The organism is Pseudomonas sp. FP1740, from assembly GCF_030687165.1.
In the GTDB taxonomy this organism is placed as follows: Bacteria; Pseudomonadota; Gammaproteobacteria; order Pseudomonadales; family Pseudomonadaceae; genus Aquipseudomonas.
In genome coordinates this window covers 3,766,440-3,791,429 of sequence record NZ_CP117461.1, presented here as the reverse complement: position 1 = coordinate 3,791,429, position 24,990 = coordinate 3,766,440, and the positions used below count along the sequence as shown (strand labels likewise).

At 60.9% G+C, this 24,990-nt stretch carries 21 protein-coding genes; 5 read left to right on the top strand and 16 right to left on the bottom strand.

Translation table 11 applies throughout. The features are described 5' to 3' along the window. Positions 1-58 precede the first annotated feature (58 nt). From PSH69_RS16945 to PSH69_RS16905, 9 genes are all read right to left on the bottom strand, one after another. Complete coding sequence (locus tag PSH69_RS16945; protein WP_305409166.1) at positions 59-1,513, bottom strand: NAD-dependent succinate-semialdehyde dehydrogenase; 1,455 nt, start codon at positions 1,511-1,513, stop codon at positions 59-61. Between the two features lie 16 nt (positions 1,514-1,529). Continuing rightward, a complete protein-coding gene (gene hpaI, locus PSH69_RS16940; protein ID WP_018927917.1) occupies positions 1,530-2,330 on the bottom strand; it encodes a 4-hydroxy-2-oxoheptanedioate aldolase in 801 nt (266 codons plus the stop codon). A gap of 18 nt (positions 2,331-2,348) precedes the next feature. Continuing rightward, positions 2,349-3,152: a 2-oxo-hept-4-ene-1,7-dioate hydratase gene (hpaH, locus tag PSH69_RS16935; RefSeq protein ID WP_305409165.1), complete on the bottom strand. Its 804-nt coding sequence runs from the start codon at positions 3,150-3,152 to the stop codon at positions 2,349-2,351. A gap of 12 nt (positions 3,153-3,164) precedes the next feature. Then, positions 3,165-4,469, bottom strand: a complete 1,305-nt coding sequence (locus PSH69_RS16930) for an MFS transporter (RefSeq protein ID WP_305409164.1) — start codon at positions 4,467-4,469, stop codon at positions 3,165-3,167. Positions 4,470-4,518: 49 nt separating this feature from the next. Continuing rightward, positions 4,519-4,911 (bottom strand): 5-carboxymethyl-2-hydroxymuconate isomerase, encoded by a 393-nt coding sequence (locus PSH69_RS16925; RefSeq protein ID WP_305409163.1) that lies wholly within the window; start codon positions 4,909-4,911, stop codon positions 4,519-4,521. A 201-nt stretch (positions 4,912-5,112) separates the two neighbouring features. Continuing rightward, positions 5,113-5,970, bottom strand: coding sequence for a 3,4-dihydroxyphenylacetate 2,3-dioxygenase (hpaD, locus tag PSH69_RS16920; protein WP_305409162.1), 858 nt, complete (start codon positions 5,968-5,970; stop codon positions 5,113-5,115). 108 nt (positions 5,971-6,078) lie between these two features. Continuing rightward, positions 6,079-7,539: a 5-carboxymethyl-2-hydroxymuconate semialdehyde dehydrogenase gene (gene hpaE, locus PSH69_RS16915; RefSeq protein ID WP_258613933.1), complete on the bottom strand. Its 1,461-nt coding sequence runs from the start codon at positions 7,537-7,539 to the stop codon at positions 6,079-6,081. Positions 7,540-7,544: 5 nt separating this feature from the next. Beyond that, positions 7,545-8,315, bottom strand: coding sequence for a fumarylacetoacetate hydrolase family protein (locus PSH69_RS16910; RefSeq protein WP_305409161.1), 771 nt, complete (start codon positions 8,313-8,315; stop codon positions 7,545-7,547). 11 nt (positions 8,316-8,326) lie between these two features. Beyond that, positions 8,327-8,983, bottom strand: coding sequence for a fumarylacetoacetate hydrolase family protein (locus PSH69_RS16905; protein WP_305409160.1), 657 nt, complete (start codon positions 8,981-8,983; stop codon positions 8,327-8,329). Between the two features lie 189 nt (positions 8,984-9,172). On the opposite strand from PSH69_RS16905, the gene hpaA reads away from it, so the two are divergent. From hpaA to pcaG, 5 genes are all read left to right on the top strand, one after another. Beyond that, positions 9,173-10,075, top strand: coding sequence for a 4-hydroxyphenylacetate catabolism regulatory protein HpaA (gene hpaA, locus PSH69_RS16900; RefSeq protein WP_305409159.1), 903 nt, complete (start codon positions 9,173-9,175; stop codon positions 10,073-10,075). A gap of 187 nt (positions 10,076-10,262) precedes the next feature. Continuing rightward, on the top strand, positions 10,263-10,685 hold the full coding sequence (hpaR, locus tag PSH69_RS16895; protein ID WP_026286558.1) for a homoprotocatechuate degradation operon regulator HpaR: 423 nt from the start codon (positions 10,263-10,265) through the stop codon (positions 10,683-10,685). 196 nt (positions 10,686-10,881) lie between these two features. Then, positions 10,882-11,760, top strand: a complete 879-nt coding sequence (gene pcaQ / locus PSH69_RS16890) for a pca operon transcription factor PcaQ (RefSeq protein WP_225602758.1) — start codon at positions 10,882-10,884, stop codon at positions 11,758-11,760. 103 nt (positions 11,761-11,863) lie between these two features. Continuing rightward, positions 11,864-12,583, top strand: coding sequence for a protocatechuate 3,4-dioxygenase subunit beta (gene pcaH / locus PSH69_RS16885; protein WP_018927930.1), 720 nt, complete (start codon positions 11,864-11,866; stop codon positions 12,581-12,583). 11 nt (positions 12,584-12,594) lie between these two features. After that, positions 12,595-13,200, top strand: coding sequence for a protocatechuate 3,4-dioxygenase subunit alpha (gene pcaG / locus PSH69_RS16880; protein ID WP_305409158.1), 606 nt, complete (start codon positions 12,595-12,597; stop codon positions 13,198-13,200). Between the two features lie 104 nt (positions 13,201-13,304). On the opposite strand, the gene PSH69_RS16875 is transcribed toward pcaG, so the two are convergent. From PSH69_RS16875 to bcsZ, 7 genes are all read right to left on the bottom strand, one after another. Continuing rightward, positions 13,305-15,728 carry a glucose/quinate/shikimate family membrane-bound PQQ-dependent dehydrogenase gene (locus PSH69_RS16875; RefSeq protein ID WP_305409157.1) on the bottom strand — a complete coding sequence of 808 codons (2,424 nt, stop codon included), beginning with the start codon at positions 15,726-15,728 and terminating at the stop codon, positions 13,305-13,307. Positions 15,729-15,973: 245 nt separating this feature from the next. After that, positions 15,974-17,128, bottom strand: coding sequence for a cell division protein FtsQ (locus tag PSH69_RS16870; protein WP_305409156.1), 1,155 nt, complete (start codon positions 17,126-17,128; stop codon positions 15,974-15,976). Then, a complete protein-coding gene (locus PSH69_RS16865) occupies positions 17,128-18,537 on the bottom strand; it encodes an MBOAT family protein (protein ID WP_305409155.1) in 1,410 nt (469 codons plus the stop codon). Before PSH69_RS16865 ends, PSH69_RS16870 begins: the two co-directional genes overlap by 1 nt. An 18-nt stretch (positions 18,538-18,555) precedes the next feature. Continuing rightward, positions 18,556-19,230: an alginate O-acetyltransferase AlgF gene (locus tag PSH69_RS16860; RefSeq protein WP_064617413.1), complete on the bottom strand. Its 675-nt coding sequence runs from the start codon at positions 19,228-19,230 to the stop codon at positions 18,556-18,558. Continuing rightward, a complete protein-coding gene (locus tag PSH69_RS16855; protein ID WP_026286561.1) occupies positions 19,227-19,895 on the bottom strand; it encodes an SGNH/GDSL hydrolase family protein in 669 nt (222 codons plus the stop codon). Before PSH69_RS16855 ends, PSH69_RS16860 begins: the two co-directional genes overlap by 4 nt. Positions 19,896-19,912: 17 nt before the next feature. Next, positions 19,913-23,773, bottom strand: a complete 3,861-nt coding sequence (locus PSH69_RS16850) for a cellulose biosynthesis protein BcsC (protein ID WP_305409154.1) — start codon at positions 23,771-23,773, stop codon at positions 19,913-19,915. After that, positions 23,749-24,990 (bottom strand): cellulose synthase complex periplasmic endoglucanase BcsZ, encoded by a 1,242-nt coding sequence (bcsZ, locus tag PSH69_RS16845; protein WP_305409153.1) that lies wholly within the window; start codon positions 24,988-24,990, stop codon positions 23,749-23,751. Before bcsZ ends, PSH69_RS16850 begins: the two co-directional genes overlap by 25 nt.

Below are 24,990 nucleotides of genomic sequence, written 5' to 3'. Positions count from 1 at the left end.
CACAAGGTCCGCGCAGGACCTTGCTCCTTGCAGCTCCCCAAATCGGAGGTCAGCCGGACTATTTGATACTCAGGCACATGTACTTCTGCTCGATGTAATCATCGATCCCGTACTTGGAACCTTCACGGCCCAATCCTGACTGCTTGATCCCTCCAAACGGCGCCACTTCGGTGGAGATCAGCCCTTCGTTGACTCCAACCATGCCGTATTCCAGCGCCTCGCTGACGCGCCAGGCCCGACCCAGGTCGCGGGTGTAGACATAGGACGCCAGACCGAACTCGGTATCGTTCGCCATGGCGACGGCCTCGGCTTCGGTGTCGAAACGGAACAGCGGTGCCAGCGGGCCGAAGGTCTCATCCCGGGCCACCAGCATGGCCGGGGTGACGTCGCCGAGCACCGTGGGTTCGAAGAAGTTGCCGCCCAGTGCGTGGGGTTTGCCGCCGGCCAGCAGCGTCGCGCCCTGGGCCAGTGCGTCGTTGATGTGTTCCTCGACCTTGGCCACCGCCTTGGCGTTGATCAGCGGCCCTTGTTGCGCGCCTTCGGTTTCTGCCCGGGCGACCTTGAGGGTGTTGACCGCCAGCACCAGGCGGCGGGCGAACTCGTCATAGACACTGTTTTGTACCAGCAAGCGGTTGGTACAGACACAGGTCTGGCCGCTGTTGCGGAATTTCGAGCCGATCGCACCTTCCACGGCGGCATCCAGGTCGGCGTCTTCGAAGATGATAAACGGCGCGTTACCGCCCAGTTCCAGGCTGACTTTCTTGATAGTTTGCGCACACTGGGCCATCAGCAATTTGCCGATGCCGGTGGAGCCGGTGAACGAGAGTTTTTGCACTGCCGGGTTACCCGTCAGCTCTGCACCGATTTCCCGGGAGCGGGTGCCGGTGACGACGTTCAGCACACCCGCCGGAATGCCGGCGCGTTCGCCGAGTTCAGCCAGGGCCAAAGCCGACAATGGGGTTTCTGAAGCCGGTTTAAGCACCACGGTGCAACCGGCGGCCAACGCCGGACCGACCTTGCGGGTGATCATCGCATTGGGAAAGTTCCACGGTGTGATGGCCGCCACCACCCCGATGGCTTGCTTGATCACCACCAGCCGCCGACCTTGCTTGTCATGAGGAATCACATCGCCGTAGACCCGCTTGGCCTCTTCGGCGAACCACTCGATAAAGCTCGCGCCATAGGCAATTTCGCCACGACTCTCGGCCAGCGGTTTGCCTTGTTCCCAACTGAGCAGGCGGGCCAGGTCTTCCTGATGGGCCATGATCAGCTCGAACCATGTGCGCAATACCTTGCTGCGTTCCTTGGCGGTTTTGCCGCGCCAGGCGGGCAGGGCAGCTTGGGCCGCGGCGATGGCGCGGGCGGTTTCGGCTTGGCCGAGGGAGCTGATTTGGGCGATGACTTCGCCATCCGCCGGGTTGGTCACCGCGAAGCGTGAACCGTCATCGGCGTCGACCCATTGGCCATTGATGTAAGCCTGCTCGCGCAGCAGTTTCAAATCGTTAAGTTTCATCGGGCTTCTCGAAAAATCAGTACACGCCGCCGGAGCTGGTGGGCACCGGAGCATCTTTGAATTTGCCGGCGAGGGTTTGCAGGCCACGCATCAGCACGGTGGTGTCGACACCCACGGCAACGAATGCCGCGCCCAACTCGATATAGCGCCGGGCGAGTGTCTCGTCGGCGCTGAGAATGCCTGCGGCCTTGCCGGCCTTCTGAATCCGCACGATGGCGTCCTCGATGGCCGCCTGCACCTCGGGATGCCCCGGATTGCCGCGATGGCCCATGGACGCGCTCAAATCCGCCGGGCCGATAAACACCCCGTCCACGCCCTCGACCGCCGCAATGGCATCCAGGTTGACCAGGCCTTCGCGGTTTTCGATCTGTACCAGCAGGCACATTTGTTCATCCGCTTTGTCGAGGTAACCGGGAATGCTGTTCCAGCGTGACGCACGGGCCAGCGCACTGCCGACACCGCGTATGCCCTGGGGCGGATAGTGAATCGCACGTACCAGTTCCCGTGCCTGTTCGGCACTTTCAACCATCGGCACCAGCAGGGTCTGGGCGCCGATATCCAACACCTGCTTAATCAGTGCGATATCGCCGATCACCGGGCGTATCACCGGATGACTGGGGTAGGGCGCCACTGCCTGAAGCTGGCCGAGCAACCCGCGAAGATCATTGGGTGCATGTTCGCCGTCGATCAGCAGCCAATCGAAACCGGCATTGGCTGCCAGCTCGGCACAGTAGGCGTCGGCCAGACCGAGCCAGAGGCCTATCTGAGCTTCGCCGCTTTTCAGGCGTTGTTTGAAACGGTTGATGGGCATGTCCATGGAACAGTCCTCCAGGGATCAAACAAAGCGGCAGGAGATGGAACCCAGCATGTCGTAATCGACATGGAAGGTATCACCGGGGTTGGCCGCCACCGGGCGGGTGAAGGAGCCGCCGAGAATGATTTGGCCCGCCTCCAGGGTGACGTCGTAGGCGGCCAGTTTGTTCGCCAGCCATGCCACGCCTTTGGCCGGATGATTGAGCACGGCGGCCGACACCCCGGACTCCTCGATCACGCCGTTGCGGTAGAGCACCGCAGGCACCTTGCGCAGGTCGATCTCGGTCGGCCGCACGGCACGACCGCCCATGACCACGCCAGCGTTGGCGGCGTTGTCGGAAATGGTGTCGAACACCTTGCGTGTCGCCTTGGTCTGCGGGTCGATTTGCTGAATTCGCGCATCGATGATTTCCAGCGCCGGGATCACCCATTCGGTGGCGTCGAGCACGTCGAAGATCGTGCAGTTCGGACCTTTGAGCGGCTTGCCAAGGATGAATGCCAGCTCCACTTCCACCCGCGGCACGATGAAGCGCTCGAACGGAATGTCCGTGCCCTCGTCGAAGAACATGTCATCGAGCAATGCACCAAAATCCGGCTCGGTGATGTTCGAGGACACTTGCATGGCCCGCGAGGTCAGACCGATCTTGTGCCCGACCAGTTTGCGCCCGTCCTTGATTTTCTGGGCGACCCAGGCGCGCTGGATGGCATACGCGTCTTCGATGGTGATAGCCGGGTGATCGAGGGAAAATTGCCGGACCTGCTCCCTGGAGCGTTCGGCCTGATCCAGTTGTGCGGCGGCGTGAAGGATTTGCTGTTGATCGAGCATGACGAAGATCTCTTATTGTGGATTGACGATGGCCGCATTGGTGCGCAGCACCAGGAAGCCGCCGAGAGCGATTAACAGCGCCAGGACATACAGGGCCAGGCTGGCGCTCTGAGTGGTGTCGCGCATCCAGCCGATCAGGTAAGGCGCGAGGAACGAGGCGATGCTGCCGAACGAGCTGATCAGGGCAATGCCGGCGGCTTGTGTGCAGTTGGAGAGAAAGGCCGGAGGCAGTTGCCAGAACATCGGCAACGCGGCGCTGGCACCCATGCCTGCGACGGTCAAGCCGCCCATCACCAACAGCGGGTTGCCCGGCGCCAGGCCCGCCACTGCGATACCGGCGGCGGCCATCAGTAGCGGCACACACAGGTGCCAGCGGCGTTCGCGGTTACGGTCCGACGAGCGTCCGCAGCCGATCATGAAGAAACACCCGGCCAGATAGGGCACTGCACTGAGCAGGCCTACCTTGCCGTCGCTGCCAATTCCCGCGCCGTGGATCAGTGTTGGCATCCAGAAGGCCAGGGTGTTGACCGCCAGCATCACCGCAAAATAAATCGCCACCAGCAGCCAGACCTGCGGGTCGCGCACAATCCCACCGAAGGAGGTGATGGATTTACGCTGTTCTTCGCTGCTCAGTTGCGCGCTCAGTTGCTGTTTCTGCGCCGGGTTCAGCCACTTCACGACTTCGAAGTTATCCGGCAAACACTTGAGCACCACCAGGCCCAGCAAGACCACCGGCGCCCCTTCGATCAGGAACATCCACTGCCAGCTGCGCAGTCCACCGAAGTCATGGAGGTTTTCCAGAATCGCCCCGGACAGCGGTCCGCCGATGACTCCGGCCATCGGCACGGCAATGGCAAACAGCGCGGTGACTTGAGCCCGGCGCCGGGCCGGGTACCAGCGATTGAGAAACACCAGGATCCCGGGAAAAAAACCGGCTTCGGCTACGCCTAGCAGAAAGCGCAGGACATAAAAGCCGCTGGCGCTTTCGATCCACAACATGCTGGTTGAAAGCACGCCCCAGACCACCATCAGACTGGCAATCCAGCGCCGTGGCCCGACCCGGTCCAGCGCCATGTTGCTCGGAACGCCAAACAGCGCGTAGGCAACGAAAAACAGACCGGCACCGAAACCGTAAACGGTATCGCTGAACTGCAAGTCGGTACTCATCTGCATCTTGGCGAAACCGATGTTGATCCGGTCCAGATGGGCGAACAGGTAGCAGATCAGCAGCAAGGGCATCAGGCGCCAGGTCACGGTGCCATGGGTTCGATCGTGCTCGGCAACAGTGGTGCTGTCGGCGGTATTGGCTGTGCTCATGATGTTGTACTTTTTGTGTGAGTGGCCGTTGGCGGAAGGAGGGCGTGAATCAGCCCGCCTGGTTCTTCAAGAAGGCATGGACGTTGTTCTGCTTGAAGTTCAGTTCCGGGTGCAGTTCGATCATCTCGAACGACAGCGCCAGCAAGCGTTGCGACTGCAGCTCGGCGAAGTGCTCGGTGATCACTTTGAACAGCGTTTCGGCGACGGACTGGCGGGTCGGCAGATCCCGCCCGTGACCGACCTTGAGGGTCATATGGACGAAGGCGTAATCGTGCTTGCCATCAGCCATGCGCCAGGTATCCAGGCGCACGCCGCGACTGCGGATGCCGCCCAGGGGGAACACGCCGCTGTCGCCGAGGGAGGCGTGGACTTTTTCGAACAGGCTGGGCAAGTCGGCTTGTTGTTCGATGTTGTCGGTGTATTCAGCAATGAAATGAGGCATGTGAGTCTCCCGTAACGTTGATGTTTCGCATCGCGTAGCAGCTGTCGAGCGGAGCGAGGCAGCGTCCGGCTGCGAAGCAGTCGTAACCCCATACACCTCTGTGTTTCAGGTAAATCGAGAGCACCGGTTTTACGAGGACTACGTCCTCGGACGCCGCCTCGCTCCGCTCGACAGCTGCTACGCCAGTTCCTGTCTGGTACCTCAGAGAGGGAAAATGGCGTTGATCTGGCCGGTGCCGGAACTGCCGAACGGCGGGGTGATGATCTCGGCTGGCTTGTTGTATTCAGGCCCGCCCAGCAGTCCAAGGAGCATCGCGGTGTCGTGCATCTTGCCTTCGCCGAAGCAATGCTCGGCGTAGTCCGGGAGCATCGCGCAGAACTCCTTGAAGCGGCCTTGCTTCCACATCTCGACCACGTGCAGGTCCACTTGCTTGTCGAATTCGCGGGTCCAGTTGTGGATGTTGGCTTCGGCTTCGCGGTCGTCGGAGAAACGGTGGGACAGCGAGCCGGAGGCCAGTACCAGCACCTTGCGGTCGCTCTTCTCGATGGCCCGGCGCACGGCGGCGCCGAAGGCGAAGCTGTCTTCCAGGCGATGCCAGGCGCACCACGCGGCGATGGAGATCACGTCAAACTTCTGCTCGTCCGGGACGCCCATGTGCATGTAGCGCATAGGTACCAGAGTGCCGTATTCCAACTCCAGGCTCGGGATGTTGTGGGCCATGGTGCGCACCCCGGCCTGATTGGCCTCGGTGGCGATCAGCTCGCCCAACGCTGGGCAACCCGGGTACTCGTACTCCATGTTCTTGATGAAGTGCGGCAGTTCGTTGCTGGTGTAGATGCCCTTGAAATGCTCGCCGCAGTTGACGTGATAGCCGCTGTTGACCAACCAGTGCACGTCGAACACCACGGCGGTATCGGCACCGAGCTCGCGGGCGCGACGGCCGATTTCCTTGTGTCCGGCAATTGCCGCCTCGCGACAACCGTGATGCTTGCCGGGCAGTTCCGACAGGTACATCGAGGGTACATGGCAGATTTTCGCGGCCAGGACGACTTCGCCCATGATGATTCTCCTGAAATTGTTGTTATTCGATTCAATCTGGCGGCCGGTGAAGCCTGCGATGAGCCGATGCGCGGCCCATCGCTGCCTTCAGCAGCGACCATCGGCTGTTCAGAGACCCCAACGCGGGATGTGATGACTGCCCATGGAAATGCAGATGTTCTTGATTTCGGCGAACACCTCGAAGCTGTACTGGCCGCCTTCGCGTCCGGTACCGGAACCTTTCACACCACCGAACGGCTGACGCAGGTCTCGCACGTTCTGGCTGTTGATGAACACCATACCGGCTTCGATGCCGTAGGCCAGGCGATGGGCCTTGCCGATGTCCTGGGTCCAGATGTAGGACGCCAGGCCATACTCGGTATCGTTGGCCAGTTGCAGGGCCTCGGCTTCGTCCTTGAACGGAATCAGGCACACCACCGGACCGAAGATCTCTTCCTGGGCGATACGCATCTTGTTGTTCACGTCGGCGAACACCGTCGGCTGAATGAACTGGCCTTTACTCAGGTGCGCCGGCAAGTTGGCCGGACGTTCCAGACCACCGGCGAGGAGGGTGGCGCCTTCCTCGATGCCGATCTTGATGTAGCCCGTGACCTTGTCGTAGTGGGCCTGAGTGATCATCGAACCGACCTGAGTCTTCGGGTCCTGTGGATCGCCGACGATCAGGCGTTTGGCGCGGGCGGCAAACTCGGCGACGAACTGAGGGTAAACGCTTTCCTGAATGAAGATCCGGCTACCAGCGGTGCAGCGTTCGCCGTTCAGCGAGAAGATGGTGAACAGTGCCGCGTCGAGGGCGCGTTCCAGATCCGCATCTTCAAAAATCAGCACCGGCGATTTGCCGCCGAGCTCCATGGAGTACTTTTTCAGGCCCGCGGTCTGCATGATTTTCTTGCCGGTGGCGGTGCCGCCAGTGAAGGAAATCGCACGTACATCTGGGTGCCGAACCAGCGCGTCACCGGCGGTGGCGCCGTAACCCTGGATGACGTTGAGCACGCCATTGGGAATGCCGGCCTCAACAGCCAGACGACCGAGTTCGTTGGCCGTCAGTGGGGAGAGCTCGGACATCTTCAGCACTGCAGTATTGCCCAGTGCCAGGCACGGCGCGGTTTTCCAGGTGGCTGTCATGAACGGCACGTTCCACGGTGACACCAGACCGCAAACACCCACCGGCTGATACAGGGTGTAGTTGAGCATCTGGTCGTCGACGGGGTAAGAGTGACCGTCCATGCGGGTGCAGACTTCGGCGAAGAAATCGAAGTTGTGCGAAGCGCGGGGGATCAACACATTTTTGGTCTGATGGATCGGAAGGCCCGTGTCCAGCGTTTCCAGTTCGGCCAGACGCGGGACATTCTGCTCGATCAGCTCACCGAGCTTGCGCATCAGTCGGGCACGTTCCTTGGCTGGCGTATTAGCCCACTTGGGGAAGGCTTCCTTGGCCGCGGCTACGGCCTGAGCGACTTCTTCGGCGCCGCCGCTGGCGACTTCACCGATGGCTTCGCCGGTGGCCGGGTTGTAGTTGACGAAAACGTCTTTGCTTTCGACCTCACGGCCGTTGATCCAGTGTTTGATCATGCTGCTCAATCCTCTTTACGGGCGGAGAAAAATTCCGCTTCACTGACAATTCGATTGACCAGGCGGCCGACGCCTTCGACTTCCACGATGACTTCATCGCCCGGCACCACATCGGCCAGACCCTCCGGCGTGCCCGTGGCGATCATGTCGCCGGGTTGCAGGGTCATGAAGCTGGACAGGTATTCGATCAGGTAAGGGATGTCGAAAATCATGTCGGAGGTCGAGCCTTCCTGGCGCAACTCACCGTTGATCCAGGTGCGCAGTTTCAGGTTGCTCGGGTCCGGCACGTCGGCGACGTCGACGATCCACGGACCGACCGGGGTCGTGGCATCGCGGTTCTTCACCCGCAGGTTGGGTCGGTAGTAATTTTCCAGGTAGTCACGGATCGCGTAGTCGTTGCACACCGTGTAGCCGGCCAGGTAGTCGAGGGCGTCTGCGCGCTTGACGTTGCGCGCCGGCTTGCCGATGACGGCCACCAGTTCGCACTCGTAGTGCATGTAGGCGACGTTGTCCGGGCGCCATGTAGTCTGGTTATGGCCGGTGTAGGTGCCCGGGGACTTGATGAACGCCAGGGGCTCGGTGGGCGGCTTGAAGGCCAGCTCGGCGGCGTGGTCGGCGTAGTTCAGGCCCAGGGCGAACATACTGCCGGTGGCCGGTGGCAGCCATTGCACTTGATCTTCGGCCAGCAGGCGGCCGTCGGCCAGGCGCACGGCGTTGTGCTTTTCGACATGGACGAAGTGGACTTCACCTTCAAAGCGGATACGGGCGTGTTTCATGGAAGCTCCTGTTACTCGGCCACGATGTGGTTGACGAGGCGGCGCAGGCCGCTGATTTCGACTGCGACGGTGTCACCAGGCTGGACATCGACACGGCCTTCAGGGGTGCCGGTGATCAGCACATCGCCTTCGTGGAGGGTCATGAATTCGCTGATTTCGGCGATCAACTGGGGAATGCTGCGGACAAAGTTGGCCGTGGAGTTTTCCTGGCGTAGTTCACCATTGACGAACAGTTTCAGACTCAACTGATGCGGATCGGCGAGCTGGTCACGGTCCACCAATTCCGGGCCCAGCGAGCAGAAGCCGTCACGACACTTGGCTTTCACCGCCGGGCGGTAGTAGCTGTCTTCCGGCAGGCTGAACTCGTTGACGATGGTGTAGCCGGCCACATGTTCCAGCGCATTCTCGATGCTGACCCGGCTGGCGCTTTTACCGATCACCACACCCAGTGCAGGGCCCGGTTGCAGGCGTTCACCTTGCGGATGAATCACCGCGCGGTCATGGCCATTGCGGGTGTTGGGCGTCTTGATGAACAGCACCGGTTTAACCGGCGGTTTCTGGTAAGGCGCTTGCCCGAATTCGGCGATACGTTGGTTCAGCAACCCTTGATAGTTCAGCGCAACGCCGAACAGGGTGCCGTTCGCAACATCATGCAGGGCACGGCTCATGCTTTTCTCCTGGCAGTGGCGGAGCAGTGACTGCTTCGCGAAATATTCGTTAACCTGTTAACGTTATAATTAATATGTTAACAATCGTCAAGCGTGGCAAAATACGCTGGCAGTGGTTAGCCGCCGCAAACCGGCGCAGGATGAAAGTCCTTGCACTGCCAACACGCAAACAAGAAAGAGAACCGAGCGATGATCGATCGTCAGCCGATCCCCAATATCAACATCGGTCAGGTCTACGACCAGCGTTACAGCGATGCCGAAGTGCACTACGACAAACTCGGCAATCTGGCTGAGTTCTTCGGCCGCAATATGCCCGTGCACCGACACGACCGGTTCTTCCAGGTGCATTACGTGAAGAGCGGTGCGGTGCGGGTCTATCTGGATGACCAGCAATACCTTGAGTCGGGACCGATGTTTTTCCTCACGCCACCGACGGTGGCCCATTCCTTCGTCACCGAAGCGGACGCCGACGGGCATGTGTTGACGGTGCGCCAGCAACTGGTCTGGCAGTTGATCGATGCCGATCCGAGTCTGGCGCCGGGCTCGCAGTTGCCAGCGGCTTGCGTGGCATTGGCGGGGCTGGCACCACAGTTCCAGCCCGAGGTCAGGAGACTGGAGTTTCTGTTCGAGGAACTGTGCAACGAGATCAACGGCGACAAGCCAGGGCGGGGGGCGGCCTTGGAGAGCCTGACGCGATTGATCGTGATCAGCCTGCTCAGGCTGTGCGCCAATTCCCTGGAGGCCCGCCCGGCACGCCATGAAGACTTGCGGATCTTCCACCGCTTCAACGAGTTGATCGAAGATCACTACCTGCAGCACTGGCCACTGTCGCGCTATGCCGACGGTATTGGCGTTACCGAGGCACGGCTCAACGACGTGTGTCGGCGGATTGCCGATTTGCCATCGAAGCGGCTGATCCTCGAGCGAATGATGCAGGAGGCCAAGCGCCTGTTGCTGTTTACTGGCAGTTCGGCCAATGAAATCTGCTACCAGCTGGGCTTCAAGGACCCGGCCTATTTCAGTCGGTTCTTTCAGCGTTATGCGCAGATGACTCCAGGGGAATATCGCCTGCGACAATCGGGTTTGCGGTGAGGCAGCCATATTCTTCTCAATAGTCGTCGGCTGTTCGTGAAGCAATCATGGCCGCCGCCGGCACTCGGAAAAATGGCTTTTACAGGGAACCGATTGCACTTTTCACAGCGGGTCAGCGCTGCCGTGTTGCATGCGTACGATAGCGACTCTAAGCTTCGAAGCTTCGACCTCTTTTACTGCGTGAACCATGCCGACCCCCAGACCGTCCCTTACGCTCACCTTGTTGCAGGCCCGCGAAGCAGCCATGGCATTTTTCCGGCCGTTGCTCAACGAACATGATCTGACTGAGCAGCAATGGCGGGTGATCCGTATCTTGCGTCAGCACGGCGAACTGGAAAGCCATCAACTGGCCAATCTGGCGTGCATCCTCAAACCGAGCATGACCGGCGTGCTGTCTCGGCTGGAGCGCGACGGTATCGTCCGGCGCAGGAAGTCGTCCGAAGATCAGCGCCGGGTATTCATCGCCCTGACCGAACAAGGGCAGCAGTGTTTCGTCGACATGAGTGCGGGAATGGAAAGCAACTACTTGAAGATTCAGGAGCAGTTCGGCGCGGAATCGCTTGAGCAGTTGCTGGAACTGCTCAATAAATTGAAGAACATCAAGCCCTGATTGACGCAATGTCCTGTATTTGACATCCCCTCGGAGCAAGTCAAAAAAGTCCATTGCCACCATCCGATCACCAGGAAGTTGAACGCGCGCTAAGATCGCCTGCAAACGTTTCGATACCAATGAGGCAACCTCACGGGGCTCAGTAGTGAACATCGACACCCGCATCAAATTCCGTCACCTCGTGTGCTTTCTCGAAATGGCTCGTCAGGGCAGTCTGGCGCGGGCGGCGGATGTGTTGGCGGTGAGTCAGCCAGCGATGTCGAAGACGCTCAAGGAGCTGGAGGAGCTGCTGGCGGCAAGTCTGTTTATACGCAGTAAAAGTGGTGTGAACCTGACCGAAGCCGGGGTTGCCTTTTTGCGTTATGCCGGGCCTTCGGTGCAGGCGCTGCGCGATGGGGTGAACACCTTGCGCGGTGGCGAATATGCGGCAGGCACGGTTCGACTCGGCGTGTTGTCGACAGTGGAAAGTTTGCTGGTGCCTGAGGTTGTACGGCGCTTGCACGAGCGCCATTCGGCGCTGGTGGTGAGTGTGGTGACCGGGCCAAGCGCCTATTTGTTGTCGCAGTTGCGGGTGGGCGACGTGGACCTGGTGGTCGGCCGTATGACCGATAGCCCGGAGATTCAGGGGCTGACCTTCGAGCATCTGTACAGTGAATCCATGACACTGGTGGTGCGTCCCGATCATCCCTTGCTGGCCGAGCCACTGGAGCGTAGCGCCCTGGAAGATTTCCCGCTGGTGCTGCCGCTGGCAGGAACGACGATTCGCAAATATGCCGATAGCCTGTTCGTGCAATGCGGCATCAGCCAGTCGCGGCAGCGTCTGGAAACCTTGTCCGTGACCCTGAGCCGTCGTTATGTGTTGTCCAGCGAGGCGATCTGGATCGCGCCTCTGGATGCCGTGCGCCTGGATCTGGCAAGCGGCGAACTGCTTGAGATCAACCTGGGGCAGCGCGAACCGGGTGGTTCGGTGGGGATTTCCAGTAACGCCAGCTTGCCGTTGTCACTGGCGGCCCAGTGGTGCGTCGAGGTGCTGCGCGAGGTAGGGCAGGCGTATCGCGAAGGGTCTTATCCATAACCATTTGGTTATGTGTTGAGGGTGGCTTTTCAATATTCCCCAGCCTTCTGTTGTTTGAAACTGCGCAGGTAGTGCTCCATAAATCAAACAACAGGAGATCGACATGTCTGATGCAGACAGCAGTCGTTTCGTTATTCGTGACCGTAATTGGCACCCAAAAGCCCTGACCCCTGATTACAAAACCTCTGTCGCCCGTTCTCCACGCCAAGCCTTGGTGAGCATCCCCCAGTCGGCCAGCGAAACCAGCGGTCCGGATTTCTCTCACCTGAAGATGGGGCGGTTCGATAACGACCTGCTACTCAACTTCAATAATGGTGGGCTGCCGGTCGGCGAGAGGATCATCGTTTCCGGCCGGGTCTGTGATCAATATGGCAAGCCCATCCCGCATACCCTGGTGGAGATGTGGCAGGCCAACGCCGGTGGTCGCTACCGGCACAAGAATGATCGCTACCTGGCACCACTGGACCCGAATTTCGGCGGTGTCGGCCGGGCTCTGACCGACCGTGACGGCTACTACAGCTTCCGCACCGTGAAACCCGGTCCGTATCCTTGGCGCAACGGTCCGAATGACTGGCGCCCGGCGCACATCCATTTCTCCATCAGCGGGCCATCGATCGCCACGCGCCTGATCACCCAGCTGTATTTCGAAGGCGATCCGCTGATCCCGATGTGCCCGATCGTCAAGTCGATCGCCAATCCAGAGGCGGTACAGAGCCTGATCGCCCGGCTCGACATGGGTAATGCCAATCCGATGGATTGCCTGGCCTATCGTTTCGACATCGTGCTGCGCGGCCAGCGCAAGACCCACTTCGAAAACTGCTGAGGAGTCCGTCCATGCCTATCGAACTGCTACCCGAAACCCCTTCGCAAACGGCCGGCCCCTACGTGCATATCGGTCTGGCCCTGGCGGCTGCCGGCAACCCGACACGGCCGGAGGAAATCTGGAATCAGATGGCCAAGCCGGGTGCCGAGGGCGAACAGATTCTGCTGATTGGTCATGTCTATGACGGCAACGGTCACCTGGTACGAGACTCGTTTCTGGAGTTTTGGCAGGCCAATCATGAAGGTGTCTACGACCCGGTCTTCGACTCGGAAAAAACCTTCAACAGTTTCGGCCGAACCGCCACCACCTTCGATGCGGGGGAGTGGACACTCAATACCATCAAGCCGGGCGTGGTGAACAATGCCGCCGGGGTGCCGATGGCGCCGCACATCAATGTGTCGCTGTTTGCCCGCGGGATCAATATTCACCTGCAAACCCGGCTGTACTTTGCCGATGAGCCACAAGCCAACGCGACGTGCCCGGTGCTTAATCTGATCGAGCAACCGCAGCGTCGCGAAACGCTGATAGCGCAGCGTTGCGAGGTGGATGGCAAGGCGGCTTATCGTTTCGACATACGTATTCAGGGGGAGGGTGAAACGGTGTTCTTCGATTTTTAAAACCCGCTTCGCGCCGAGCCAGCGAGTTCAGCGGGCCAAGCGTGCAGACAACAAAAAGCCGCTGCCACCCTCACAGGGCGGCAGCGGCTTTTTGTTGTTACGGGTTACTTGCTATCAGGCAGCGCGTAAGCGATCACATAATCGCCGCGATCGGGTGACTGACGCGCACCACCCGCGGTGATGACAATGTACTGCTTGCCTGTTTTCGGTGACACATACGTCATCGGGCCACCCTGGCTGCCCACGGGTAGCCGGGCTTTCCAGGCCTCTTGTCCGTTGGCGGAGTTGAAGGCGCGCAGGTAGTAGTCCTGTGTACCGGCGATGAACACCAGGCCGCCCTGGGTGGAGAGCGTACCACCCAGCGTCGGCATGCCGATCGGCAACGGCAGATGCATCTTGATACCCAACGGGCCAGTGTCCTGGACGGTGCCGACCGGCACTTGCCACGCAACTTTCTGGGTTTTCATGTCGATCGCGGTCAGTGTGCCAAAAGGCGGTGCCTGGCAAGGGATGCCGGCAACCGACAGGAAGCGGTTCTTGTTCACTGCATACGGGGTGCCTTTGAGCGGTACCGCGCCCATGCCGGTGTTCAGTGCTTCACCACCGGAAGAGGCCTTGGCATCTTTCTGCGCCGCAATCATCTGGATCCACAGGCCCAGACGCATGTCGTTGACGAAGATAAAGCCGTGTACCGGGTCAGTCGAGATACCGCCCCAGTTCATCCCTCCCAGCGAGCCCGGGAAGCTCAGCGAGATATCGGTGCCTGGTGCGGTGTACAGCCCGTCGTAACGCATTTTCTTGAACGAGATACGGCAGAGCAGTTGATCGAACGGCGTTGCCCCCCACATGTCCGACTCGGTCAGGGTTTGCGCGCCGATCGCTGGCATGCCCACCGATTTCGGCTGAGTCAGCGAGTAAGGTTCGTTCGGGATGTTCGAGGTTTTGACCGGAACCTCTTCAACCTTGGTCAGCGGCTTGCCGGTGGCGCGGTCAAGCACGAAGATCTGGCCGGCTTTGGTGCCGATCACTACGGCGGGCACCTTGCTGCCTTCGGCTTTGGTGAAGTCGATCAGGCTTGGCTGCATGGGCAGGTCGAAGTCCCACAGGTCGTTGTGGACGGTTTGGTAGACCCACTTTTCTTCGCCGGTTGTTGCGTTCAGTGCAAGAACGGAAGCACCATACTTGTGGTTCAGTGCCGTACGCTCCACGCCGTAGATGTCGGTGGACGAACTGCCCATCGGCAAGAACACAGTGTTCATCGCCGGGTCGTAGGACATCGGTGCCCAACTGTTGGGCGTGCTGCGCACGTAGGTGCTACCGGCCACCGGAGCCTGTTTGTCTTCGGGGTTGCCCGGGTCGAATGCCCAGCGCATCTCGCCGGTGACGACGTCGAAACCACGGATCACGCCACCTGGCATGTCGGTCTGGACGTTGTCGGCGACACGGCCGCCGACGACCACGGTGGTCCCGGCCATCAGCGGTGCCGATGACAGCTGGTAATAGGAATCAGGGACGTCGCCAAGACCTGCTTTCAGATCAACCTGGCCGTTGTTACCGAAGCCCTGGCAGAACGCTCCTGTGTCGGCGTCCACTGCAATCAGGCGCGCATCGATGGTGTTGGTCAGCAGACGGCGCTGGCAGTTGGCGCCGGCCGGTACTGACACGGGCTTGGCAGGTGCGCTGCCGTCAGCAGGCTGGGCGAGCGCGGCGGTAGCGTCGAAGTAGGCGATACCGCGGCAACGTTGCCAAACACGGGTCTTGGCGTTGATCTCGTTCTTCCACAGCTGTTTACCGGTATCGGCATCCAGTGCGATGAGGTTGTTGTGCGGGGTGCAGATGAACACCTTGTCGCCAACCTGCAACGGCGTCATCTGATCTTCGGCGCCATTGCCGTCGCTGATCGCGATGTCCCCGGTATTGTAGGTCCATGCCGGCACCAGCTTCGAGACGTTGCTACGGTTGATCTGGTCCAGAGCGGCGAAGCGGCCGCCACCTTCGTCGTTACCGTAGTGTTCCCAGTTTTTCTGGGCCTTGGCAGGTTCGACCTTGGTCAGCCCTGGGCCGTCACCGGTCGGCGAAACAGGGGCATGGGGAACGAACATACCGGCACCACCTGCAACGATGGCGACTGCCAGCACACCGCTCAGAGCGTAGCCACTGCGACCGCTGGCCAGGCTATTGGCCTTGCGCAGATGGGGGTAGACCAATGCCACCAACAGGCTCAGCACACCCAGGGCGAACAAGCGAGAGATCAGTGGCCAGAAATTCAGTCCGACATCCGCCAGCGCCCAAATCACGGTCAGCACCATCACCGCCGCGAACAGCCAGGCACCTTGCAGACGCTGCTTGAAGAGCAGTACGGCAGAGACGATCAAACCGAAACCGGCGAGCAGGAAGTACCAGCTGCCACCCAGCGTGGCGAGGTAGCCACCACCGGTTGCGAAGAATAATCCAAATACCAGCACACCGAAGGCGACGACCCAGATGGGCCAGCGGCTGACGGATGCCGAAGGTCGAGACTTAGTCATGTTGCATGATCCTACTGACGCATGAACGTTTGTGGGGAGGGTTAAGAGCAGTGAAGGCAAGTCTGAAAATAGTTGTTAACTATTTGGTTAATTGCGCAAAGATATCAAAAAAAGCGAGCCCTGCGACAAATTGTCATTTGCCGGAAAGGAGAAACACTGTTGCGAAGATGGTAACAATCGAGAGAAATGCCTCTGAACACACGGGGCGAGCTGGCGAAGATTGCCTTCAGCCAGGTGTGATTGGCCTACCGCAAAGAGCGATAGGCAATGGGGTCGACGTACGCCGATTGCAGGTCCCGCTCCGGGATTTCCCAGATGATTTGCTTTGGCGGCGTTTCTTTGGAAGCCGGGTTGCTGAGGTAGCTGTTTGCAGCGCCAGAGAACGCTCCACCGTCTTTGGCGAAGTTACCCACGGGGGCGCCCAGTGCCTGCTGCAGAAACCCTGCGAAGTTGGAGTTGCGTGAGAACGAAGTGCCGATGAGCGCGGTGTTGGGGAGGTCGGCATCGCCAAAAAGGTCTGCCTCAGTGTCAGGGTTGGCGGCTGACGCAACGGGAAGTTCGTGGGTGCTGGTTTGGGCGACCATGTCGGGTGCAGGTTGCCATTTGAGCGGCAGCCAGTCGATGCCCGCCAGATGGACCAGATCCCCAGGTCGAACCGCGAGCGGGGCATGACGCTCGTTGAACGACCTGCTTGGCGCGGCGCTGATGCCCAGGGTCTTCAGGCGCTGTGTAATGGCATCGGCCGCCGCCTTCGCGCCGGGTTCGCTCCAGTGCGTATCGGTGCGCAACCAGGCACTGGCCCCCAGTGGCGTCAGTGCAGCGGTGAGGTCCAGATTCGACACGCCGCCCGCATCCAGCTTCGAGGTCCAGGCCTGGATGCGTCCTTCGAGAGCAGCTGGGCGGTGCAGTGTGCAGCGCTGCTCGGAAGCGATGCGGCTCTTGTCTGGAACGATGACCACCAGCAGGCTGATACCACGCTGGGAGAGCTGCTGCTTCAGATCAATCACGGCCTGGGCTTTGGCATCGGCATTGCGCTGCGCTTGATGATTGAGCTTGAGCTCATCGGCCAAAAACAACCAGCCAGGACAGCCTGAGCGAACCCTCGGCCCGGTGTCGTTCAGGAGCAGCCAACTGACTCCGCGCTCCAGCTCGGCGAAGGTCGTGGGGAGGTGAGCGTTCGACAGTTCCTTGGCGAGTCGATGAGTGATATCGCCATCAAGAATCTGCGAGGTCAGCACTTCACCGGGTAACAGTGAGATCTGCCCTGAAACGATCAGACGGCCAGAGGACAGCAGTCCGACGAACAGGAATATCAGCAGCGCCACGCCTGCCAACCGACTGCTGCGAATCGCCAAATCATCTGGCTGAGTAGGGAGCGGGGGAGGCTTTAGGGTTGTCATCAGAATTGGAAGTACAGGAAGGGTACGGTTTCGCGACTGGCGATCAGTGCGAACGACAGCATGAAGCCGGCGATGGGCCAAAGGGCGGTGGTGTGGAGCAATAGGCCGCCCAGTCGTTTCTCACAGTAAGGGTGCGACAACGGTGCAACGACACCGAACACCCCCAGCAAACCCGCAAGGCCGTGTACCGGGCGTAGGGTCGCGGACAGTTCGTCACCGAGAGCAATGCCTTGCAGGCCGAACTGTCCGGCATACAGGCTCAGCGCGCTATGAAAGTCGGGGGCGCGGAACAGTGTCCAGGCCAGGCAGACGAACAGCAGGGTCAGCCCATGGGAAAACACTGGCTGCAACGGGGGCAGGGTAGAGCTGTTCCAGACACGATTCACACACAACGCAATGCCATGGGCGCTGCCCCACAGCAGATAATTCCAGCTATCGCCACCGTGCCAGAGGCCGGCGATGGCCATGATCAGGAACAGGTTGCGATACGTTTTCCAGGTGCCGTTGCGATTGCCACCCAGCGAAATATAAAGATAGTCACGCAGCCAGCTGGACAGCGACAAATGCCAGCGGCGCCAGAAGTCCTGGATGCTGTTGGCCAGATAGGGACGGTTGAAGTTCTCGGGAAAGTGGAAGCCCAGCATCAATCCAAGACCAATGGCCATGGCGCTGTAGCCGGCGAAGTCGAAGAACAGTTGCAAGGAGTAGGCTAGGCAGCCGATCCAGGCGTCAGAGAAACTTGGGTTCTGCACATTGAACGCCACATCGACCACCGGCGACAGGGTGTCGGCCACCAGGACCTTCATGCTCATCCCGACCATGAACCGGCGTGCGCCCAGCGAGAAATTCTGCCAGTTGAAGTGACGCTGATTCAGCTCACGTCGAACCCAGTCATAGCGAATGATGGGACCGGCGACCGAATGGCCGAACATCGAAATATAGGTGGCGTAATTAATGAAGCTGCGTTCGGCCGGCACGGTACGGCGGTGTACATCCACCAGATAGGAAATCGCCTGCAAGACGATAAACGATAGCCCGGCCGGCATGATGACTCGCTGCCAGTCCAGCGGCATGGCGCCAGACCAGGCAAGGGCATCGATCAACGTACCGGCGACGATGTTGGCGTACTTGTACCAGCACAGCACCGCTGTGTTGAGCACGATCAGTGTCACGAGTAGCCGCACGCGACCCTTGTCTTTTTCCCGCAAGGCGTCAATCAGCAAGCCGCCGGCCCACGCCGTGATCGTCAGCACCACATGCACTGCGAGGAACCGAGGGCTCAACCAGCCATAGAATAGCCAGCTGCCGATCAGTAACGTGACGTTGCGCCAGGCGGCTGGGCACACTGCATAGCTGCACAAGAACAGCGGCAGGAACAACGTCAGAAACTCGAGAGAGGCAAAAACCATGGTGGTGGCGCGATCCGATCAGTGGGCCAGGACGTCAGTCGCGAGCAACAGGTGCGGGCCATTTGCACCAGGTAGCAGCACAACGCTGTAGCGCTCGCCGGCCTTGAGCTGGCCGAGGTCAAGTGGCGCACCGACGTTGGTTTGGGCGCAGACCAATTGAACCGACAGGCTGACCGGGTTGATCGCTCGGCGTTGCACGCTGCCGTCGGCCACCTCCTTGAACAGGTCGGTGTTTTTCCCCGCAGCACGCAAACCGGCCTGGGTGCACGCTGGATCGGCGCTGATAAACGCCAGCGAGGCTCTCAGGCTATTGAAGTCGTCGGGTTGCTCACGGATGACGACCTGGCGGATACCTTGAGCGCTGTCTGGCAAAGCGATCACACTGGCGAATTCGCCTGCTGCCACCTGGATGTCCAGCGGCTGGCTTTTGCCGTTGCGTTCCAGGGTGCCCTTGATCGGCTGGTTGGCGGGCACGGGCAGGTAGTCGGACACGGCATTCGAACCCTCGAGCCTGAGGCTGGCCCGCGAGCCTTCGGCCAGCAGCTGCAAGGGGCGGTCGGCGGCGTTGATAAAGCGCAAGAAGGCCGAGTCCTGATCCGGGCCCGTCGGGTACAGGGCAATGTCGGCGGCCTGGGCGTGCAGGCTCAGCATCAAGGGCGCGAACAGCGCCCAGCCACATGCGGATCGAGTCATTTGCCGGCTCCTGTGCTGCTGACGGTGTCGGCGGGCAACTTGGCCAACGCACCACCAATCGCAGTGCCCCAGGCTTGATAACCGGCGACGGTAAAGTGCTGCCCATCGGTGGTGATCCACTGCCCGGGTTTGGAGAACGTCAGCGAATCGATGTAGGTGCAAGGCGCCACGTTCGCGGCTAAAAACTGCGACATCAACTGGGTGCGGGCATCATTCTTCTGGTACATGCCACCGGCTTTGCCCCAGGCCGGGCCCACCCAGGCGCAACGGGTCCCGGTGGCCGCGATGGCCTTGGCCAGGCCGGTGACGCTTTGCCATGCCCAGGCCTTCGGAAACACGGGCTTGTCGTAGGACGCCATGGTGTCGCCGATGACCAGTACCACCAGGTCGGGCTTGTCGGCGGCGATCAGGTCCTGGATCGGTGTGGTGGTGGCGTCACGGCCCTTGATCACCATCTTGTCGTTGCCTTTGCGCTCGGCACCGCAGTCGACCTTTTTACTGATCAGCCAGTCGCCAGCGCTGGCGCCACAGGCGCCGATGGAGTGAACCAGGGCGCCTTGGCGAGTCAGGTTGTCGTGCAGCGGCTCCAGCAAATGGTCCGCGAGGCTCATATGACTCTCCCCAAGAACAAGGAGAGTCAGACCGGCAAGGGCAGAAGTGGGCATCGAAAACTCCAGAATGATCAGTTGGAATAAGGCGAGGTGTACGGGCTGACCGGCAGGCTCATGGGGCCGCTGATGTCCTCGAACAGGTAACGCAAAGACAGGGCACCGCTGAATTGTTGGTAGTCGTGGGCGTTGTCCAGGCCCAGATTGGCGCCCAGCAGGAAGTTCGAAGCGACCTTGTATTCAGCTGCCGCGGCGACGCTGTAGCCGATCCCGGTTTTGTTTTGCCCGGCATAACGCAGGCCCGAGGCCGCCTGCTGGGCTTTGTCGGTCGGGAAATAGTCGACACTGTCTTGCTCGAAATGCTGCACGCCGACCGAGCCCTTGACTTGATACGTCAAGCGCCCGGTGCGTTGTGCCCAGGTCACCGGTACGCCCAGGGCGAAGAACGTCTGCGGACTGAAATAGCCGCCGTGGCCATAGGTGAAATAGTCCTGATTGTTCGCGTAGCTGATGCCGGTCATGCTCAGGCCGACGGTCAGCTTGCTGTCCGTTGCATTTTGCAGGTACCAGTAGATGCCGCTGCCCAGTTCACTGCGGCTGTTGGATTCGACATGGTTGCCCAATAGCTGGTGCCAGGAGGCGTAGCCATAGGCGCCGACTTCGCTGTCGTCATAGCTCAACTGGCCGCGCCCGCCGTTGGCGGTCACACCGCCCCAGGACTGCCCGCTGCGTTTGTCCGTGGTGCCGGCAAACGAGGTGACGCTGTCGGTCACCGGACGCCGGGAAACGCTCACCCCGTAGCGGACATTGGAGGAGTCGCTTATGGGGCGATCAACGCTGATGCCGCCCGTGGCGGTGGTGTATTTGAAGCCGAGCGGGGTGGTGCCGAGATCGGCCTTGAGCCCATCCGCGGGCCGTTGAATAGCGACGGAAAGACCGACACCCTCGGCTTTTTGCGAGCCGGCGCCTTCGCTCTGCGCACCGCTACCGAAGCGCTGCAGTGCTTCGCCGCTGGCACTGCCGGCGTTCAGCGAGACCGGTGTCACGCGCAGGGCGACGCGGCTTTCATCCAGCGGGATATTGATTTCCAGCGGCGTTTCAATATCGGTCAGTTTGCTCAACCCCGACTCACTGTTGTTGCTGCGAATGCTCACGCCCGGGGTGACGTAGGCACTGCGCTCCTGAAGGATTTTATTCAGCGCCAGTTGTGCGGGGCTGATGTCTTCACTCACCAGTGCTGCGCGCGGCAGCTGCGACTCGAATGGATTGCTCGCCTGCTGGGGCCTTGGCAGGGCGTCGATGCCAAAAGGGGAGGTAGACCTCACGCTGCCCGGCATTTCCTGAGCCGGTGGCGGGATCGCTGCCAGCAAGGTGTCGCGACTGACCTCGCTACGTGGCCCCGACACCCCCGCAAAAGGGTTGGGTGCCACCGTCGACCCGGCCAGTTGGCCGCTCTGGTTTCTGCGTTTCTCGCTCTGTTCGATGGCCACTGCCTTGCGCAGCAGATCGGTCGCCGTGCCGGTCTTGCCCATGTTCTGGTAGAGGCGTGCGGCCTCGGTCAGCGTTTGAGGGTTACCGGATTCGGTCTTGAGCAGCTGTTGCAGCGCCTGTTCGGCAAAGCCTGTGTCATGTGCCAACACCGCCGCGTCGGCGGCACCCAACAGCAGTTGTGGGTCGTTTGGCTGACGTTGTAACAACGGTTTGTAGAGTTCGAGGGCTTTTGCCGTGTCGCCGTTGGCCGAATACATTCGCGCCAGCGCCGCGACGGCGGCGCTGTCACCGGGACGTTGCGCCAGCGCGGGCGCCAGCGTGTCATAAGCGCTGGCCAGATTGCCTTGTTCGCGTAGATGGTCAGCCTGGCGGATGCGATAGCGATGGAGCAGGTCGTCGAAACGCTTGCGAGTCGGTGCGTTCAAGGGCTTGTTCTGAAGGTCGCGCAGAATCTCGTTGACCTGCGCGTCTTCTCCGGACTCAAGCAGGACCGCGGCGTATTGCAGGATGAAGTCCGCCGAGGGCGCAGGGGTGTGTTGCAACTGGCCGCGCATGAGGGCCAGCGCCCGGGTCGGCTCGCCGATCTCGACATAGGCCGAGGCCAGGCTCGCCGTGCGATCTGGACTGTTGTTGGTCATCGGCTGAATACGATCGAGCAAGGTCAGGGCTTCCTGACGCTGTCCGCGCTTGCCCAACCCGATCGCCTGGCTGAGTTGCAGGTTGAGGCTGACATCAGCGGCCAGTGCTTCCGTGTCCGGGGTGCGTTGGTCGGGGCGCAAGCGTCCCAAGGTTGCCTGGGCGGCTTTCCACTCACCCATCTGGACCGACAGCAAGGCGCTGACGTAAAGCGCATCGGCATTGTCGGGGTGGGCCTGGAGCATGGTGTTGATCAGGTCCCGAGCCTTTTGCGGTTCGCCCATTGCCAGGTTCAGGCGGGCCAGGGCGAAACGTGTCCAGATGTTGTCCGGTTCGTAGCGCAGCGCGTCTTGCAAGGCGTTGCGCGCAGCGGGCAGGTCGTTGCGTTGTTCGGCGAGGGCGGCCAGTTGCGTCGCGCGCAAGGCTTGCAGGCGTGCGGACTGGCCGGTCTTTGCCTGTCCGGTGGCTGGCAGGCTGTTGATCAGTTGCAGGGCTTCATCGTTCTTGCCGCTCTTGAGCAGCACATTGACCAACCCTTCCTGTGCTCGAGGGTCGTCGCGGCGCAGATTCAAAACTTGCCGATAGTTGCGCTGAGCGTCATCGAACTGGCCCGCGCTGGCCTGAATATCCGCCAGGGCGAGGAGAGCATCCGCCCCGTTTGGATTCTGCCGCAGCGCCTGGTTCACCAAGGCCTGTGCCTGGGCTGTCTGGCCTTTGGCCTGGGCATCGCGGGCCTGCTGCAACGCAGACCAGTAGCGCACTTCGTTCAGCGCCACTTGCCAGTGGCTGCCGTTGTGTTGTCGCGTGGCCTGACCCAGGAGCTTTTCCGCTTCGGCCAGTCGCTGTTGCTGCTGGCGAATAACTCCAAGGCCGCCCAGCGCGTCAGCGTCATCGGGCTGGGTTTTCAAGCGTGCTTGAAACGCCTGTTCGGCGGTGGCCTGGTCGCCTGCTTTGAGCGCCTTCAGGCCGCGCGCGACTTCGGCGGGCGGTTGCCATTCCTTGGTGGCCGTCGTTGCCGGCTGTTGCTTGCCCTTGTTCATCTGCGCGCGGATTTCCACGTCATCCGGATGCGTCTTGAGGTACGCCTCGAACAACGGTACTTGTGCCGGATTGGGCGGACCGATCCAGGTCAGTGCCAGGCGCCAGCTTTCGTCGGCATCACCGGCAATGTCGGTACGCTGGGTCAGCGCGGCCAGTGCACGAATGCCCTCGGCACGGCTGTCTTCACGACGGACCAGATGCTTGGCGTAAAACAGCGCGACGATCGAGTCGTTGGGCATCTCACGTTGCAGGCGCTGGAATCCGCTGCGTGCTTCAGCCCAGTCAGCCTGATTGAAGGCAAGGTTGTTGTAATACTCGCGGCCGATCGTACCTTGAGGTGGGCGGCCATCGAACAGCGAGCGAAACACGGCGGTCGCCTTGTCACGCTCACCGGCATCGACGAGGCGCCGAGCCTCTTCCAGGCGCTGCTGGTTCTGCGGTTGGGCCACGCCGATGTCCTGCGCCAATTGCAGGGCCTGTCGAGGCGTTGGCTGGATGGCTTGCAAGCGGGCGAGGTATTGCTGCGCCTGTTGTGGCTTGCCCTGTTGCACGCCGATCAAGCCCAGGCCATAGAGTGCGTCAACCTGGACCGGGTCCAGCAGCAGGACTTTCTGCCAGACTTCCGTAGCGCGTTGAGGGTTGTTGTGCGACTGCCAGTAATGCCCTTGCTCGACGAGTAACGTCTGTGGCGTCGGACTTTGAGCGTGTGCAGCAGCCGTCCATGCGCTCATGACGGCGATGGCTAGCGTGCGGTGGTGCGCGTGCATGCGGTCTCCCAGGAGAGTTTCAGCGTTCCGTCTTCCCGGAATCGGTAATGTTTATCTGCCCAGCCGAGCGCGAACAGGCTAAGCATGAAGTTGTAGTAACGCGGCGGACTGGCGTCGGTATCAGGCCTGGCCAGCGCCTCTTGCAAGGCGAGCTCCACGCGCTGGCGTTGTTGATCGGCCAACCGGGGATGCCCCTTGGCCTCAAGGTAGGGAATCAGTGCAGCCCAGAATCCGAACGGGCTCTGACCCTGAACACTGCCGTGGAGAGTCTGGACTGTTTCCGGGGGGGAGCCCGTTGCGACAGTGCTGCGGGCCATGCCGTCCAGCCGTTTGAGCAGGAGCGCTGCCAGCGGTTCGGAGGTGTCACTCATGCCCAGCCAGAGGTACGCGCGAATGGCATCATAGCTGCCCGTGTCGCCGTTGATCGGGTCGCTGACGAAGACACCCGATTGCGCTGAAGTGCCTTGATAACCGACCCAGTCAGCGACAAAACCGTGGTGGCTTGATTGGGCAATCATCGTCGCGGTGTTGTTGGCAATCGCTTGCCAGGGGCCGTTGGGAGCTTCCTTGGCCAGCCGCCGTAACAGTGGCAGTGGCAGGTAGCTGGGGTTCAGGCGCCAGAGAGCATCCGGCAGGACGAAGCCCTGTGGTCCAGGCAATACCATCGGACCCAGCCCGGGCAGCGTGACGACCAATTGCGCTTCAATCGTCGCCATCAGGTGCAGGGCATCCTGGCGATAGTCTGGCCGATGCCACAGGCGTGCGGCTTCGAGCAGAGCGTAGGCGATCCACAGGTCGGCGTCGGCAGCCGAATTGGCGTCCTGCAGGCGCCACTGACCGTCCGTGCCTTGCCCCCATAACCAGCCTGGCAGGCGAGTGGCGGTGGCGGAGCCTGCGAGGTTGGCTGATGTCCAGCGCCAGAGTTTGTCAAAGCGTGGCTGATCGTTGCCGATCAGTGCGAAGAGCATGCCGTAGGATTGCCCTTCAGAAGTGCTGTGATTGTTCTCCAGGCTCGATTCCAGAACCCGGCCGTCGGCCTGGACGAAGCGCGTTGCATAGGTTTGCCACAGTGGCCAGGCCGGCAACTCACAGGGAGTTGTGGCGGCTATCGCAGGCACCGGCAGGGCGAGCGCAAGCACAACGCTCAACCTGCGCGCGTTACCGCGCAGGTACTGGCGAAGTGAAACAGCCCGGCTGCTCATGGACGACACAGGCAT